The sequence below is a fragment of the Mesorhizobium sp. B3-1-7 genome (assembly GCF_006439385.1).
In the GTDB taxonomy this organism is placed as follows: Bacteria; Pseudomonadota; Alphaproteobacteria; order Rhizobiales; family Rhizobiaceae; genus Mesorhizobium.
Genome location: NZ_VFTL01000012.1, coordinates 81,128 through 97,226, shown reverse-complemented (window position 1 = coordinate 97,226; position 16,099 = coordinate 81,128). Strand labels below are relative to the sequence as shown.

The window sequence follows — 16,099 nt, the reverse complement described above, 5'->3', positions numbered from 1 at the left end:
ATCCGAGCGGCACGGATCGCTTACTGCTTACTGCCTACTGCCTACTGCCTACTGCCTATTTCCTACTGCCTATTTCCTACTCACTTCACATATTGCAGCATCGGCTCCTTGCCGGCGTCGATCACGTCCTTGGTCAGCACCAGCGTCGGCACGGCGATGCTGTCCTCGACCTTCTCGCCGGCCAGCGCCTTCTTGACGTTCTCGACCGCCTGCTTGCCGACCAGATAGGGAAGCTGCGCCACCGAGGCATTGAGGCGGCCTTCCTTGATCGACTTCACCGCGTCCGAATTGCCGTCGACGCCGATGATCGTCACCTGCGGGCCCTTGCCGGCGGCGTAGACGGATTCCACGGCGCCCAGCGCCATGCCGTCATTGGCGCAGAAGATGGCGACGAGATCCGGATGCGCGGTCAGCGTGTCGGTGGCGATCGAGGCGGCCTTGCCGCGATCCCAGTCGCCCGGCAGCGAGGCGACGATTTCGAGCCCTGGCGCCAGTTCCTTCAGCTTGTCGGCAAAGCCCTTGGCGCGCTTTTCGCCGGTGATGTTGCCGGAAAGGCCTTCGATCACCAGCACCGGACCTTTGGCGTCCTTGCCGAGCTTGTTGGCGAGGTATTCGGCGGCCTGCGCGCCGGCGGCGATGTTGTCGGAGCCGATATGGAAGGTCACCTTGACGCCTTCCTTGTCCAGCACCGCCTGGTCGAGATTGTTGTCGAGGTCGACGATCTTGATGCCGGCGTCCTGCGCCGACTTCAGGCAAGGCAGAAGGTTGGTCGAGTTGATCGCGGCGGTGATCATCGCCACCGGCTTGCGCTCGAGCATCGTGTTGCAAAGATTGAGCTGCGGCTCGGCCGCCTGGTCGCTCTCGGCCGCCTGCTGGAAGTATTTCACGCCGGCTTCCTTGGCGCCGTCCGCGACGCCCTGCGCCATCGCGCCCCAGAACGGGTTGGCCAGCGTCTTCATCAGCACCCCATATTCGCCGTCCTCGGCCTTGGCGGTACCGACGGCGCAAAACGCAAGCGCGACACCCATGGCAAGGGTAAATCGATTTATCTTCAAGAAATACGATGTCATTCGATCCTCCGTTGATCCTTGGCGCCGGATGCCTCGGCCAGGGCCGGCGCTAGCTTCCGTTCACGACAATGGGGGCTGTTGTCGGTCTCCTCCCCCGGAATGCGGACCGCTGCCTGGCGAGCCAACGGATTCCCGCATCAACACCTGGCAGGGCTCGAGCCGCGCCGTGGGTGGTCCCACGGCGCCCTCGACCCTGCGAAACAAAAGGTTCATCGCCTCGCTGGCGATCTGGCGCACCGGCTGCACCACTGCGGCGATCGCCGGCCATGTCACCTGCATCCATTCCGCATCGTCGAAGCCGACCAGCGAGATGTCGTTCGGGCAATGCCAGTCACGCCGGCGGAACTCGGACAGCGCGACGAGCGTGCCCTTCAAGAGCAGCGAATAGACGGCGGTCGGCCGCTCTCCCCTGGCAAAGTAATCTCGCAGCGAAGCCCTCAACGGCTCGACGCTGACTTCCGAGGTGATGACGTCGATGCGCACCGATGGGTTGAGCGCCAGCGCTTGCGCGCGAAAACCCTCGAGGCGGGCGCGCACGGTCGCCGCCTGCTCGGCAAGGCCGATGACGAGGATATGGCTGTGGCCCTTGCCGACCAGCATCCGCGCCACCTCGGCGCTGGCGGAGGCGCTGTCGGCCGATACCGTATCGAAGGCGTCGTCGGATAAGACGCGGTCGATCAGCACGCCGGTCATGCCGTGGGCTTTCATGAAGGCGGCCGCCGGACCATGCTCGTTGCGCACCGGCGCCAGCACGACGCCGGCAACACGCCAGTCATGCATGCGGGCAAGGATTTCCTTCTCGCGCGCCTCGGATTCACGGCTCGATGCGGCGACCAACGTGTAGCCGCGCTGTTCGGCAAGGCCTTCGAGCTCGGTGACCATCTGGCCGAAGAACTCGCTCTCGAACTCGGGCATTATGGCGCCGATGATGCGGCGCTTGGCGCGACGCATGTCGGAGGCTAGTGGATCGACGCGATAGCCCAGACGCTCGACGGCGTCGAACACACGCTGCGCGTTTTCCGGCTTGACCGTGGTGACGCCGGCCAGCACCTTGGAGACAGTGGCCGCGGACACGCCGGCATGACTTGCCACGTCGTGGATCGACGGACGCCGCTGCCGGATTTGGTGTTGTGCCATTGACCTCCTCCCGAGGGCAGGCAGCCGATTTTCTGCCTCGCTATTGTAATCGATAAATCGATTTTTCATTCTTGTAAATCGTTTCATCGGGAGTAAGACTTGAATGCGTGATTGACGCGATCCAATCGCGCCCGGAGGAAAAAACATGCCCGACAAAGCCTTGCCGCTGGTCATCAGCGCGCCCGAGCCGCGCACATTGGAGCTCATCTTCACGCCGCCACAGCTGGCGCGCCTGCGCAAACACCATCGCATTGTCGAGACCACCCCGGAAGGCGTTGCCGCCTTGCCCGCCGATACTCTGGCCGAGGCGCGCTTTATCATCGGCCAGCCGCCGATTTCAGCTGAGACGCTGGAGAAGCTGAAGACGCTGCGCTGCATCTTCAATGTCGAGACGAACCTGCTCAACAACATGCCTTATGAGACGCTGTTTGCGCGCGGCATCCATGTCGTCACCACGGGCCTGGTCTTTGCCGAGCCGGTCGCGGAGCTCGGCCTTGCCATGGCGCTGAATCTCGCCAGAAACATCGTCGACGCCGATCTCGCCTTCCGGCAAGGCAAGGAGCTCTGGGGCGGCGACGGCAACCAGGCCGCGCGGCTTCTCTCCGGCGCCGATGTCGGCATCATCGGCTTCGGCGATCTCGGCCGCGCGCTCAACCGGTTGCTGACCGGCTTCCGCACCCGCACCAAGGTCTACGATCCGTGGCTGCCGCCGTCGATCCTGATCGACAATGGCGTCGAGCCGGCCTCGCTGGGTGAGGTGCTGTCGCAAAGCGATTTCGTCTTCGTCGTCGCTTCGGTCACCAGCGAGAACCAGGGTTTCCTCGGCGCGGACGCATTTGCCAAAATGCGAAAGGGCTCGGCCTTCATCCTGCTCAGCCGCGCCGGCGTCGTCGATTTCGCGGCACTCATGGCGGCGGTGAAGAGCGGCCATATCGTTGCCGCAAGCGACGTCTTCCCGGAGGAGCCGCTGGCGCAGGACCATCCTGTCCGCGCCCTCCCCGGCTTCCTGCGCTCGGCGCACCGCGCCGGGGCGCTCGACATCGCCTTCAAGCGGATGGGCGACATGGTGCTTGAGGACATGGACCTCATCGACCGCGGCTTGCCGCCACTGCGCTCCAAGCGCGCCGAGCGCGAGACGGTTTCGCGCATGCGCTCCAAGCCCGTCGACCGGAATTGAGCTGAAACAAGCCGCCTAAAGCGTGCCCAACCGACGCGCGTCGCGAGCGATTTGCCAAGCCGTCTCCACATGCCGCCGGGCCGCGGCCTCCGCCGCTTCCGGCTTGCGTAAGCGGATCGCATCTATGATCGCGTGCATTTCGGCGAACGCCGCTCGCGGCGGTTTGCATCGTCTCGTCGCCCGGTGTTTTTCGATACGGGTGCAGCTTTCCTGTTTCCCGCTTGAGCAGTTGATTGTCGCTTCGGATCGAGCCCCGGCTATGAACAAAATTTGATTTTGCCGCGATGGTCCGGTCAAGGCGGCCTCACGCATCGTTGAATGCCGCAGCGCAACATGACCGATCTGTAAGCTGACAGCGCAGCGTCGACAGGACTACTGTCCCGCCGATCGACGAGGTCGATCCCAACCTCCAACCATCCTGAAAAGGCTAGGTATTCTGGCCCGCAGGTGGACGGCATCATGAGCATTTCATCAACGCAGCAAGCCAGTCGCAAACGGCAGCATCGCTCTCGGAGCATCGTGCTTTTGGCCGTACTCATTCTGCTTGGCGGCGGCTATGGCCTATGGCGCAACCACGCCCAGGCAAAGGCTGCCGCGAGCGCGGCGTCGGCGCAGCCCGCGCCCAAGGTTCCGGTCACTGTCGCCACGGTGCGGAAGGCCGATTTCCCACTTTATCTATACGGGCTCGGCACGGTGACGCCGCTGAACAGCGTCAGCATCTCGAGCCGTGTCGCCGGTGTCGTCGACCAGGTCCCGGTCGAGCAGGGGCAGATGGTCAAGCAAGGCGACTTGCTTGCCGAGATCGACCCTCGCCCCTATCAGGCCGCACTCGACCAGGCAAAGGCCAAGGAGGCGGAGGACGAAGCGACGCTCAAGAATGCGCAAGTGGTCCTCAAACGCCTCTCCACGCTCCTGCAAAAGACCTTCGAAACCCAGCAGGATGTCGACAACCAGCAGGCGGTGGTCACGACCACCGCCGCCACGATCGAGGGCGACAAGGCGGCCATCGAGGCGGCGCAGCTCAACCTCGACTTCACCAGGATCACGGCGCCGCTGTCCGGTAAGACGAGCTTCCGCACCATCGATCCGGGCAACATCGTGCAGGCCGGCCAGAGTCCCGGGCTTTTCACTCTCGTGCAGCTTCAGCCCATCTACGTGTCGTTCACGCAGCCGCAGGACGAGGTCGCGACCATCAACAAGGTTTTCACGGCCGGCCCCATGCCGATCGACACGCTTGGCGCGGATATGAAGACGGTGCTGGCCAGCGGTAAGCTGGAAGCGGTCCAGAACCAGGTCGACCAGGCCTCCGGCACGATTTCGCTCAAGGCGACATTCGCCAACCAGGACAATGCTTTGTGGCCGGGTCTTTCGGTCAACACGCGCATGCGCATCGGCACGATGTCAGGCGCGATCGTGGTGCCGGACGAAGCCGTCCAGCATGGCCCTGACGGGCTCTTCGCCTATGTCGTCGGCGACGACGGCAAGGTCCATCGGCAGACGGTCAAGACAGGTCCTTCGGATGGCGGCGAGACGGTCGTGACCGATGGTCTGAGCCAAGGGCAGCGTGTCGTGATCGCCGGCCAATACCGCGTGGTTGACGGCGCAAGTGTCGACGCCGCGCCCCCACCCGGTGCCGGCCAGACGCAGGCTGGCACCGCGCAGCCCGGAGGTGCAAGCTGATGGCTGCGATCGGTGTTTCCACGCCTTTCATCCGCTACCCGGTCGCTACCTCGCTCCTGATGATCGGCGTGCTGTTCGTCGGCGTCGTCGCCTATCTCAACCTGCCGGTCGCGCCGATGCCCAACGTCGACTTCCCGACGATCCAGGTGTCAACCAGCCTGCCGGGCGCCGACCCGATCACCATGGCGTCGTCGGTGACCCAGCCGCTCGAGACGCAGTTCGCGCAGATCCCCGGCATTGCCGAAATGACGTCGAGCAGCCTGTCAGGCTCCAGCCAGGTCACGCTGCAATTCGCTCTCAACGTCGACATCGCATCGGCCGCCGGGCTGGTGCAGTCGGCCATCAACGCCGCCGGCGGACAATTGCCGAAGAACCTCCCCAATCCGCCCACCTATAGGGAGGTCAATCCGACCGATTCGCCGATCATGCTGATCGGGGCGAGCTCGACGGACTTGCCGCTGACGACGTTGAGCGACGACGTCTACACCAAGCTTGCGCAGGTGATCAGCCATGTCGACGGCGTCGGCCAGGTGCTGGTCGGCGGCCAGCAGACGCCGTCGATCCGGGTCCAGCTCGATCCGGCCAAGCTGGCGGCAAGGGGCCTGTCGCTCGAAGCGGTGCGCACCCCGCTCTCGATCGGCACCGTGGACCTGCCCAAAGGCAACATCCAGGGCGAGGTGCGCTCCTTTACCATCTTCTCCAACGACCAGATGACCGCTGCCGGCGATTGGAACAACGCCATCATCGCCTATCGCAACGGCGCGCCGGTGCGGGTCAAGGATGTCGGCCGGGCGGTGCTCGACGCGCAGGACTACACCCAGGCCGGCTGGGCCGACACGACGCGCGGCGTCGTCCTCGTCATCTTCAAGGAGCCAGGCGCCAACATCATCGACACGGTCGACAAGATCAAGGCGGAGCTGCCGATGCTGACCGCCTCGATGCCGGCCTCGCTCAAACTGCAGGTGCTTTCGGATCGCACCCAGACCATCCGCGCTTCGGTAGCGGACGTGCAGTTCACGCTGATGCTCACCATCGGGCTGGTCGTGATGGTGATCTTCCTGTTCCTGCGCAATGTCTGGGCGACGGCCATCCCAGCCTTCACCGTCCCGCTGGCGCTGCTCGGCGCCTGCGGCCTGATGTGGTCCGCCGGCTATTCGATCGACAATCTGTCGCTGATGGCCTTGACCATCTCCATAGGCTTCGTCGTCGACGACGCCATCGTCATGCTGGAGAACATCGTCCGCTACATCGAGCATGGCGAGAAGCCGATGCAGGCAGCGATCCGCGGCGCCAGCGAGATCGGCTTCACCATCATGTCGATCTCGATCTCGCTGGTGGCGGTGCTGATCCCATTGCTCCTGATGAGCGGCATCATCGGTCGCCTGTTCAAGGAGTTCGCGGTGACGCTGGCCATGACCATTCTGGTTTCGGCCTGCGTTTCGCTGACGCTTACCCCGATGCTCGCCTCACGCTTCATCAAGCCGGCGGCCGAGGAACACCACGGCAGGCTCTACCGCTGGAGCGAAAGCGTCTTCGACGGCATGCTGCGCGCCTATGAGCGCGGCCTCGACCGGGCGCTTGCGCATCGTTTCATCACCCTTCTGGTGTTCCTGGGCTGCGTGGCGCTGACCGGCTATTTCTTTACCCTTGTCCCGAGCGGCTTCTTTCCGCAGCAGGATACCGGCCTGATTTTCGGCCAGGTGATCGCCGGCCAGGATGTCTCCGCCGGCCAGATGCAGTCCTATATGGCGCAATTTGCCGGGATCGTCTCCAAGGATCCGGCGGTTGCGCATTTCGCGGCATCGACGGGCGGCAGCGGCAACACGCAGAACACCGGCCGCATGTTCATCCAGTTGAAGCCGCGCGACGAGCGCGACGCTTCGGCCGATCAGATCATCCGCCGGTCGCAGCCGAAGCTCGCGGTGGTTCAAGGCGCGCGCCTGTTCATGCAGGCCTCGCAGGACGTGCGTGTCGGCGGCAAGCTGTCCGCGTCGCAATACCAGTATGTGCTGGAAAGCAGCGACCTCGACACGCTGGACAGCTGGGCGCCCAAGCTGTTGACGGCCTTGCAGCGCCTGCCCGAATTGCGGGACGTCTCGACCGATCAGATGAGTTCCGGCACCACGCTCACGCTGCAGGTCGATCGCGACCAGGCTGCCCGCTACGGCCTGACGGCCAACGACGTCGACAACACGCTCAACGACGCTTTCGGCCAGCGCCAGATCGCCCAGTATTTCACCCAGCTTTCGACCTATGACGTGATCATGGAGGTGCTGCCGTCGCTGCGCGGCAACCTCAAGGCGCTCGACCAGATCTATCTGACGACGTCGAGCGGTTCGCAGGTGCCGCTCTCGGCCATCGCCAAGTGGACGACGAAGCCGGTGCAGCCGCTGGTCATCAACCATGAAGGCCAGTTCCCGTCGGTGACGATCAGCTTCAACCTGGCGCCCAATGTAGCGCTGGGACAAGCCACCGCCGCGATCGACAGGACCGCCGCCGAGATGCGGCTGCCCGCTACCATCCAGACCAGCTACACGGGCACGGCCCAGGCCTTCCAGCAGTCGCTGTCATCCGTGCCGGTGCTCATCCTCGGCGCATTGGTCGTGGTCTATTTGATCCTCGGCATCCTCTACGAAAGCTACATCCACCCGCTGACCATTCTCTCCACCCTGCCCTCGGCCGGGCTTGGCGCGCTGGGAACGCTGCTCGTCTTCCACATGGAGTTCAACCTGATCGGCCTGATCGGCGTCATCCTGCTCATCGGCATCGTGAAGAAGAACGGCATCATGATGGTCGACTTCGCCATCGCGGCGGAACGGGACCAGCATCTCAGTTCGCTGGAGTCGATCCGCCAGGCCTGCCTGCTCAGGTTCCGCCCCATCATGATGACCACCATGGTCTCGATGCTCGGCGCACTGCCGCTGATGCTGGAGAACGGCACCGGGGCGGAGATCCGCCAGCCCCTCGGCTACACGATGTTCGGCGGACTGCTCGTCAGTCAGGCGCTGACGCTCTTCACCACACCGGTGATCTATCTCTACCTCGACGATCTTTCGCATTGGCTGAGCTCGTTCCGCGGTCACGAAGAAAGCCATGACGAGCCGGAACTCCCGCTGGACGAGATCAGCCTTGCCCGACGCAAGCTGGCGGCCGAGTAGCGGCAGGCATCCCCAGAAGCCAGCAACGTTCTTTCGTAAGCCATTGATCGCGACAGCGGTTGTCCGGCTGAATTGTCGGCGGAGCTCCGTCAGCATCCACATCCGATCGCTGTTCTCGGGCGACGCAACAAGGTCGTTGACAAGCAAATGCTTGAATAATAAGTTCGGTGACAGAACGAATTAATCCGAGGCCCGCCGTGAGCGATCTGCCGCGTATTTCCCGCCAGTTCTCGCAACGCTCCGTCATGGAGGCGATCGTCCAAGGCGGGCCGATATCGCGGGCCTCGATTTCCAAGCTCACCGGCCTTTCGAAGCAGACGATCTCGGAAATCGTACGTGGCCTCGAGCAGGAAGGCTGGGTACAGGAGACCGGACGCACCAGCGGCCATGTCGGGCGCTCCGCCGTCACCTATGAGCTCGTCCACGACGCCGCCTACATTATCGCTGTCGACCTGGGCGGCACCAAGGTGCGCGTGGCGCTGACCGACCTCGCCTGCCAGATCTTCGCCGAAGCGGCGACGCCGACCGATCCGCGCGGCGGCCAGTTCATCATCGACCAGATCGCGGCGCTCGCCTTCCAGGCCGCGGCCAGGGAGCGGATTCCCCGCAAGAAAATCCGCCTTGCCGTCATCGGCGCGCCGGGCGCGCCGGACCCCGCGACCGGCCGCATCCTGCTCGCGCCGAACATCGCCGGCTTCGACGCCATGAATGTGCTTGACGCCTTTGAGAAGGCGCTCGGCGTCGCGGTGATGATCGAGAACGACGTCAATCTCGCCGTGCTTGGCGAGAATTGGCTGGGCCAGGGCCAGGGTATCGACAATCTCGCCTATATCGCGCTTGGCACCGGCGTCGGCAGCGGCCTGATGCTGGGCGGCCATCTGGTGCGCGGCGCCACCCATGCGGCGGGCGAAATCGGTTTCATGCCGATCGGCGCCGATCCGTTCGCCGCGGAATCGCTGCGCACCGGCGCTTTCGAGCGGGCGGTGGCGACGCATGCAATGACCGAGCGCTACAGATCCCTGACCGGCACCCAGGTCGCGGTCCCCGCGATCTTCGAGAATGCCGCAACAGGCGACAAGGCAGCGCTCACAGTGCTCGACGAGACGGCGCGCTATCTGGCGCAAGGCATCGCCGCGATCGCCGCCGTCGCCAATCCGGAAAAGGTAATACTGGGCGGCTCGATCGGCCTCAGGCCGGAAATCCTCTCACGCGTCAAAGCCTTGATACCGCTCTGCTTCCCCTACCCTATCACCGTCGAGGCGGGCGAGCTGGGCGCGCGGGCGGCGCTGATCGGCGCCGCCGCGATCGGCCTTGGCCAGCTGCACAACACGCTCTTCGGCGTCGACGCGCCGGACGGCCGGATTTCACTTCCCACCGCCCAGGCGGCTGCCCTGAAGGAGGTCGTGCTGTGACCAGCGACATCACAACCCGGCTGCGCGCCGCTCTCGATTCCGACCAGGCGCTGGCGCTGTTCAGGGGCGCGATCGGCCGCGACAGCATCACCGGCAATGAAGCGAATTTCGTCGACTTCCTCGAAGCGAAAATGCGCGAGCTGGGACTGAGCGGCTTGAGCCGCGCGGATTTCCTGCCCGGCAGGCCGAACATCTGGGGCGAGCGCAAGGGAACTGGCCAGGGCAAGCGCCTGCTGTTCATCGGCCATACCGACACCGTCCATGTCGACGGCTGGCGCGAGCATTGGGCCGGCACCGAGCGCGAGGACCCGTTCGGCGCGCCCATCGTCGACAACGCGGTCTGGGGCCGCGGCTCGGGCGATCTCAAGGCCGGCATCACCGCCTCGCTGGCGGCGCTCTCGCTGCTCGACAAGGCCGGCATCCGCCTCAAGGGCGATGTCGCCTTCGCCTTCGTCGGCGATGAGGAAAGCGGCCAGCCCGGCACCGGCGTCTCCGCCGGCATCAAGCATTTCGTCGAGCGCATCGAGGCCGGCGAGGTCGCGGCGCCCGACTTCACCTGCTATGTCGAGCCGACGCGGCTTGCCGTCTACGCCGCGCAGATCGGCTTCTTCATCACCGATATCACGATCACCGGCAAGTCGGCCTATTTCGGCGTGCCGGAGCTCGGCAAGGATGCGCTGCGCGCCGCGCATGCCGCAATGACGGCGCTCTGGAAGCATTCGGACGCGGTGGCAGCCCGCGCCGAGCACAAGCTCACCGGGCGTGGCTTCCTGCTGATCACCGGCCTCACCGGCGGCGGCTATATCGCCGTGCCCGAGCGGTGCACGCTGTCGCTGATCCGCAAGCTCCTGCCGGGCGAGGACCTCGACACGGCCGCCGCCGAGATAGAGGCCGCGGTGCGCGGCGCGATCACCGACCCGGAGATCACCGTCGAGTTCGCCTATCCGGCCGGTCGCGACCACAGGCTGGGCGGCACCGCCGCCGAGATCGACGAGACGCGCGCCGAAGTCGCCCTACTTTCGGACTCGATGGCAGGCGCCATGGGCGGACGCGGCATGATCGAGGGCGCGCCCTTCTGGTCGGAATCCTCGTTCTTCGTCAATCGGCTGGGCATTCCCGCCGTCTATTGCGCGCCGGGCGACATCCGCAACTGCCACACTTTCGAGGAGCACGTCGATATCGAGGAATACCTCGCCGGCATCGTCGGCTTCGCAGCCTTCATGGCCCGCTATTGTGGCGTGGCCGACTGAAAGACCAACGAAGCAGAAAATGGGAGACTGAAACATGCTGATGAAGAAATGGATTGCCGCCGCCCTGGCCGGCGGATTGATGCTCGCCGCCGGCGCGGCTCACGCGCAGACGGTCGGACCGCAGGGCGAGACCGCCACCCCGAGTTCCAGCCTGACGCCGAGCGATGCCGACATCGCGGCGCTAAAGGACAAGGGCTACAAGGCAGCCCTTCTGTGGCATACCTCTTCCGACTTCACCAACGCGGTGACCGCGGGCGCCACGGACGAGTTCGCCCGGGCCGGCATCTCGATCGCGGTCAAGACCGACGCGCAGTTCGACGCCGCCCGCCAGCGCAGCGACATCGAGACCGCGCTCGCCGCCAAGCCGAACGTCATCCTGGCGTTGCCGCTGGACCCTGTCACTTCCGCCGAAGCCTTCCGCCAGGCGGTCAAGGATGGCGTCAAGCTGGTGTTCCTGTCCAACCTGCCCAAGGATTACAAGCAAGGCACCGACTACGCCTCGATCGTCACCGACGATCTCTACCAGATGGGCAAGCAGGCGGCCGATGCCATGGCCAAGGCCATCGGCGGCAAGGGCAAGGTCGGCTATATCTTCCACGATGCCAATTATTACGTCACCAACCAGCGCGACCAGTCCTTCAAGAAGACCATCGAGAAGGATTATCCCGACATCAAGATCGTCGCCGAACAGGGCATTTCCGACCCGGCCCGTGCCGAGGAACTGGCCAATGCAATGCTGCTGCAGCATCCCGAACTCGACGGCATCTATGTAACCTGGGCCGAGCCCGCCGACGGCGTGCTTTCGGCGCTGCGCGGCGCCGGCAACACGCACACCAAGATCGTCACGCTCGATCTTGCCGAGCCGGTCGCCCTCGACATGGTCAAGGGCGGCAATGTCGCGGCACTCGTCGCCGATAAGGCCTATGAACTCGGCCGCGCCATGGCCGCCTCCGGCATGAAGTCCCTGCTCGGCCAGCAGACGCCCGCCTTCGTCGTGGCGCCGGCGCTGACCGTAACCAAGGAAAATGTCTCCCAGGGCTGGAAGGATTCGCTGAACCGGGATGCACCGCAGTCGGTGCTCGACGCGGCCAAGTGAAGCCCATGCTCCGGCTCGGCTTACCGGGCCGGAGCTCTCTTCCTGAACAAAAAGGGGAACCGATATGCGCAAAGTATTGAGTATCATGACTGTATTGGCGAGCCTGTTCGCCGCTCACGCCTTCGCCGCCGAAGGCGTCACCACCGGCCCGAACGGCGAGAAGCCGGTTCCGGCGGCCTCGCTGACGCTGACAGAGGCGCAGGAGCAGCAGATCAAGGACGGCAAGTTCACCGCGGCTCTCGTCTGGCACGAGATGAGCGAGTACACCAACGCCGTCAACGCCGGCGCGCGCGACGAGTTCAAGCGTCTCGGCGTCGAAGTGGTGGCGCAGACCGACGCCGGCTTCGACGCCGCGCGCCAGAAAGCCGATGTCGAGACGGTGATGGCCAAGAAACCGTCGATCATCCTGTCGCTGCCGGTCGATCCGGCGACCGCCGCCTCGGTCTACGACCCGGCCCGACAGGCCGGCGTCAAGCTCGGCTTCGTCGACAATTGCCCGGCCGGCTACAAGCAGGGCACGGATTATGTCGCCATCGTTTCGGACGACCTCTTCCAGATGGGCAACAAGGCTGGCATCGCCATGGCCGAGGCGCTCGGCAAGAAGGGCAAGGTTGGCTACATCTTCCATGACGCCGACTTCTACGTCACCAACCAGCGCGACGGCGCCTTCAAGAAGACGATCGAACAGGATTATCCCGACATGAAGATCGCCGCCGAGGCCGGGATGGCCGACCCGGCGCGCAGCGAGGACATCGCGCAGGCGATGATCACCCAGCATCCGGACCTCGACGGCATCTATGTCACCTGGGCCGAGCCGGCTCTCAGCGTGCTCTCCGCATTGCGCGCCGCCGGCAACAAGCACACCAAGATCGTCACGCTCGACCTCAACGAACCGGCCGCGCTCGATATGGTCAAGGGCGGCAACATCGCGGCCCTTGTCGCCGACGAGGCCTACTCGATCGGCGTGACGCTGGCGCGTGCCTCGGCTGGTTCCCTGGTCGGCCTGAAGGCCGAGCCTTTCTATGCCGTCGATTCCATTGCCGTCACCAAGGAGACGGTGAAGGAAGGCTGGAAGAAGTCGCTCAACAAGGATGTGCCCGCGACCATCGCGGACGCCATGAAGTAAACGCGGTGGCAGGCTGCGAAGCACACATCATCGGAGATCGAACATGTCCAGTGCCAACACCAGTACCGAGGTGGGCAGCCTCGCTAGCCGCTTCAATCTGCAGCAATATGTCGTCTATCTCGGCTTCCTGGCGATCTTCCTGTTCTTCGCTATCATGCTGCGGGACAGCGGCTTCCTCACCGTCCGCAACCTCTCCAACATCGTGCTGCAGACAGCGCCGGTGACGATCATGGCAATAGGCCTCGTCTTCGTCATGTCGGCCGGCGAGATCGACCTTTCGATCGGCTCGATCGTCGCGGTGGCGGCGCTCGCCGCCGCCGTCACCATCGCCTCCTATGGGATGGCGGCGGGCATCGTCGCCGGCCTGGGTGCCGGAATCCTTATCGGCCTCATCAACGGCGCGCTGGTCGCCTATGTAAGGCTGCCGTCCTTCCTGGTGACGCTCGCGACGATGGGCCTGTTCGCCGGTGTCTCGCGCTCGATGACCGATCTGCGTTCGATCTCGGTCACCAACGAGACCTTCACCGGTTTCTTCGGCTCGGGGTCGCTGCTCGGCGTGCCGTCGCTGATCTGGTGGACGGTCATTGCCATCGCCATCGGCCACCTCGTCTACCGTGAGACGCGTTTCGGCGCGCATGTGCTGGCGACCGGCGACAACGCCCGCGCGGCGAGCGTCTCGGGCATCAGCGTGCCCAAGATCAGGCTCGCCGTACTCACCATCAGCGGCGGGCTCGCAGGTCTTGCCGGACTGCTCTACGCCGGGCGCCTGCAAGCGGCGAAATACACGCTCGGCGAGACCGATCTGATGACGGTGATCGCTGCCGTCATCGTCGGCGGCACGCTGCTCAACGGCGGCAAGGGCTCGATCGTCGGCGCTCTCGTCGGCTCGCTGATGATGGGCATGCTGAACAACGGGCTGATCCTGATGGGCCTTTCGGTCTCCGACCAGATGATCGTGCGCGGCCTGATCATCCTCACCGCCGTCGCCGTGTCGCTGCGCGACAAATCCCGCTGAAGGAACCTTTTCCATGTTTCTCGACGTTCTGCGCCGCCGCAATCCCGCTTTCATCGAGGCGGCGATCGGCCTTCATCAGCAAGGCAAGCTGCCGGCCAACGCCTATGTGCTCGATCTCGACACGGTCGAGCACAATGCGGCGGTCCTCAAGCAGGAAGCCGACCGGCTCGGCCTGAAGATTTTCGCCATGACCAAGCAGGTCGGGCGCTCGAGCTCATTTTGCAAGGCGGTGATGCGCGGCGGCATCGAACGCGCCGTGGCGGTCGACATGGCCTGCGCGCGCGCCACGCACAAGGCCGGGATGAAACTCGGCCATCTCGGCCATTTGCAGCAGATCGCGAAATTCGAAGCGGAGGCGGCGGCGAGCACCTTCCAGCCGGATTACTGGACCGTCTTCAACGACACCAAGGCCGAGGAAGCAGGCAGGGGCGCCAAGGCCGCCGGCCATGTCCAGGACCTGCTCGCCCGCATCGCGGCCGAAGGCGACATTTTCTACCGCGGCCATGAAGGCGGCTTCGACGCCGGCGAGGTCGTCGGCGTCGCCGACCGGCTCGATGCCGTTCCGGGCGGCCGCTTTGCCGGTATCACCACCTTCCCTGCCCTGCTCTTCGATCATGCCGCGCGAAAAGTGTTGCCGACGCCCAATCTTGCAACGCTGAGCAAGGCCGCCGAGGCGCTCGCCAAGGCGGGGCGCAAGGAGATCGAAATCAATGCGCCTGGCACGACGTCGAGCGTCGTGCTGGCCGCGCTGGCCGAAGCCGGCGCCACGCAGTGCGAGCCCGGCAACGGCCTGCACGGCACCACGGCGCTGCATGTCATGGAAGACCTGCCGGAATTGCCTGCCGTGCTCTACCTCACCGAGGTCTCGCATCTGTCGGGCGGCAAGGCCTACTGCTTCGGCGGCGGCTTCTATATCGACCCGATCTTCCCGGACTATGACGTCAAGGCGATCGTCTCGGCCGAGCCAACCACCACAGCCTCGGCGCTCAAAAGCGTCGAGGTGCCGCCGCCCTCGGCGATCGACTACTACGCCATGATCGACGCCTCCGGCGCGAACGCCCCCAAACCCGGCGACAGCGCCATCTTCGGTTTCCGCGGCCAGGCCTTCGTCACCCGCGCCTATGTCGTCGGCGTCTCAGGTATCTCGAAGGGCGCTCCGAAGGTCGAAACCATCGAGAACGGCTTTGGCGAACCCTATGCCTGGCCTGTCTAGGAGACGACAATGAACGCGCCCATTCTGCAGCTTCAGGATATCCGCAAGAATTTCGGCGGCATCACCGCGATCGAGAGCTTCTCGCTCGAAGTCTTTCCGGGCGAGATCGTGGCGCTTGTCGGCGATAACGGAGCCGGCAAGTCGACGCTGGTCAAGATCGTCTCGGGCGTGCATCCGCCTTCCTCCGGCACGATAGCCATCGAGGGCAAGCCGGTGACGATGTCGAACGCCACCATGGGGCGCGCGCACGGCATCGAGGTGGTCTATCAGGATCTCGCTTTAGCCGACCAGCAGACCGTCTACATGAACATGTTCCTCGGCCGCGAGCCGCTGAACCGCTTCGGCCTGCTCGACCGCCGCCGCATGATCGCCGAGACGGAAAAGCTGGTGAAGGAGCTCGACGTACGCATCCCTTCCGCGCATGCCACCATCCGCGACCTCTCCGGCGGCCAGCGCCAGGGCGTCGCGATCGCCAGGGCGACGCACTGGGCGAGCAAGCTGATCCTGCTCGACGAGCCGACGGCCGCCCTTGGCGTCGCTGAGACCGCCAAGGTGGAAGAAATCGTTCTGTCGCTGAAGCAGCGCAATGTCGGCATCCTGATCATCAGCCACAGCCTCGACCAGGTGTTCAAGCTGTCGGACCGCATCTGCGTCTTGAGGCGCGGCAAGCAGATCGGCGTGCGCGAGACGAAGAAGACCGACAAGAACGAGATCATCGCCATGATCACCGGCCTGCAGCAGCAATAGCGGCGTAGCGCTTGGGCG

At 64.7% G+C, this 16,099-nt stretch carries 13 protein-coding genes; 10 read left to right on the top strand and 3 right to left on the bottom strand.

What is annotated here, in order from left to right; genetic code table 11:
- Positions 1–80: 80 nt before the first annotated feature.
- Both FJ417_RS12380 and FJ417_RS12375 read right to left on the bottom strand, forming a co-directional pair.
- Positions 81–1,070: a substrate-binding domain-containing protein gene (locus FJ417_RS12380; protein ID WP_140783624.1), complete on the bottom strand. Its 990-nt coding sequence runs from the start codon at positions 1,068–1,070 to the stop codon at positions 81–83.
- 60 nt (positions 1,071–1,130) lie between these two features.
- Positions 1,131–2,207 (bottom strand): LacI family DNA-binding transcriptional regulator, encoded by a 1,077-nt coding sequence (locus tag FJ417_RS12375; RefSeq protein WP_140656637.1) that lies wholly within the window; start codon positions 2,205–2,207, stop codon positions 1,131–1,133.
- A 145-nt stretch (positions 2,208–2,352) separates the two neighbouring features.
- Between FJ417_RS12375 and FJ417_RS12370 the strand changes: the two genes are divergently transcribed.
- Positions 2,353–3,384 (top strand): hydroxyacid dehydrogenase, encoded by a 1,032-nt coding sequence (locus tag FJ417_RS12370; protein ID WP_140783623.1) that lies wholly within the window; start codon positions 2,353–2,355, stop codon positions 3,382–3,384.
- Between the two features lie 15 nt (positions 3,385–3,399).
- Here FJ417_RS12370 and FJ417_RS33925 read toward each other — a convergent pair whose 3' ends face one another.
- Positions 3,400–3,696, bottom strand: coding sequence for an FCD domain-containing protein (locus tag FJ417_RS33925; RefSeq protein WP_348639929.1), 297 nt, complete (start codon positions 3,694–3,696; stop codon positions 3,400–3,402).
- A 207-nt stretch (positions 3,697–3,903) separates the two neighbouring features.
- On the opposite strand from FJ417_RS33925, the gene FJ417_RS12360 reads away from it, so the two are divergent.
- From FJ417_RS12360 to FJ417_RS12320, 9 genes are all read left to right on the top strand, one after another.
- A complete protein-coding gene (locus FJ417_RS12360; RefSeq protein ID WP_246677267.1) occupies positions 3,904–5,064 on the top strand; it encodes an efflux RND transporter periplasmic adaptor subunit in 1,161 nt (386 codons plus the stop codon).
- Entirely contained in the window at positions 5,064–8,222 is a 3,159-nt protein-coding gene (locus FJ417_RS12355) for an efflux RND transporter permease subunit (protein WP_140783622.1), read from the top strand. The genes FJ417_RS12360 and FJ417_RS12355 overlap by 1 nt, the downstream gene beginning before the upstream one ends.
- 197 nt (positions 8,223–8,419) lie before the next feature.
- Entirely contained in the window at positions 8,420–9,634 is a 1,215-nt protein-coding gene (locus FJ417_RS12350; protein ID WP_140783621.1) for an ROK family transcriptional regulator, read from the top strand.
- A complete protein-coding gene (locus FJ417_RS12345; protein ID WP_140783620.1) occupies positions 9,631–10,884 on the top strand; it encodes a M20 family metallopeptidase in 1,254 nt (417 codons plus the stop codon). Before FJ417_RS12350 ends, FJ417_RS12345 begins: the two co-directional genes overlap by 4 nt.
- 34 nt (positions 10,885–10,918) lie before the next feature.
- A complete protein-coding gene (locus tag FJ417_RS12340) occupies positions 10,919–11,980 on the top strand; it encodes a substrate-binding domain-containing protein (RefSeq protein WP_140783619.1) in 1,062 nt (353 codons plus the stop codon).
- Between the two features lie 64 nt (positions 11,981–12,044).
- A complete protein-coding gene (locus FJ417_RS12335) occupies positions 12,045–13,106 on the top strand; it encodes a substrate-binding domain-containing protein (protein ID WP_140656582.1) in 1,062 nt (353 codons plus the stop codon).
- Positions 13,107–13,149: 43 nt separating this feature from the next.
- The gene (locus FJ417_RS12330; RefSeq protein WP_140656577.1) at positions 13,150–14,121 is read left to right on the top strand and encodes an ABC transporter permease; all 972 of its coding nucleotides are present in this window, start codon (positions 13,150–13,152) and stop codon (positions 14,119–14,121) included.
- 13 nt (positions 14,122–14,134) lie between these two features.
- On the top strand, positions 14,135–15,334 hold the full coding sequence (locus FJ417_RS12325; RefSeq protein WP_140783618.1) for an alanine racemase: 1,200 nt from the start codon (positions 14,135–14,137) through the stop codon (positions 15,332–15,334).
- Between the two features lie 9 nt (positions 15,335–15,343).
- Complete coding sequence (locus FJ417_RS12320) at positions 15,344–16,081, top strand: ATP-binding cassette domain-containing protein (protein ID WP_140656571.1); 738 nt, start codon at positions 15,344–15,346, stop codon at positions 16,079–16,081.
- The last annotated feature ends 18 nt before the right edge of the window (positions 16,082–16,099 follow it).

Coding starts and splice junctions, on each gene's coding strand:
- FJ417_RS12380 (WP_140783624.1), bottom strand. CDS start 1,070: ATGACATCGTATTTCTTGAAGATAAATCGATTTACCCTTGCCATGGGT.
- FJ417_RS12375 (WP_140656637.1), bottom strand. CDS start 2,207: ATGGCACAACACCAAATCCGGCAGCGGCGTCCGTCGATCCACGACGTG.
- FJ417_RS12370 (WP_140783623.1), top strand. CDS start 2,353: ATGCCCGACAAAGCCTTGCCGCTGGTCATCAGCGCGCCCGAGCCGCGC.
- FJ417_RS33925 (WP_348639929.1), bottom strand. CDS start 3,696: ATGCGTGAGGCCGCCTTGACCGGACCATCGCGGCAAAATCAAATTTTG.
- FJ417_RS12355 (WP_140783622.1), top strand. CDS start 5,064: ATGGCTGCGATCGGTGTTTCCACGCCTTTCATCCGCTACCCGGTCGCT.
- FJ417_RS12340 (WP_140783619.1), top strand. CDS start 10,919: ATGCTGATGAAGAAATGGATTGCCGCCGCCCTGGCCGGCGGATTGATG.
- FJ417_RS12335 (WP_140656582.1), top strand. CDS start 12,045: ATGCGCAAAGTATTGAGTATCATGACTGTATTGGCGAGCCTGTTCGCC.
- FJ417_RS12330 (WP_140656577.1), top strand. CDS start 13,150: ATGTCCAGTGCCAACACCAGTACCGAGGTGGGCAGCCTCGCTAGCCGC.
- FJ417_RS12325 (WP_140783618.1), top strand. CDS start 14,135: ATGTTTCTCGACGTTCTGCGCCGCCGCAATCCCGCTTTCATCGAGGCG.
- FJ417_RS12320 (WP_140656571.1), top strand. CDS start 15,344: ATGAACGCGCCCATTCTGCAGCTTCAGGATATCCGCAAGAATTTCGGC.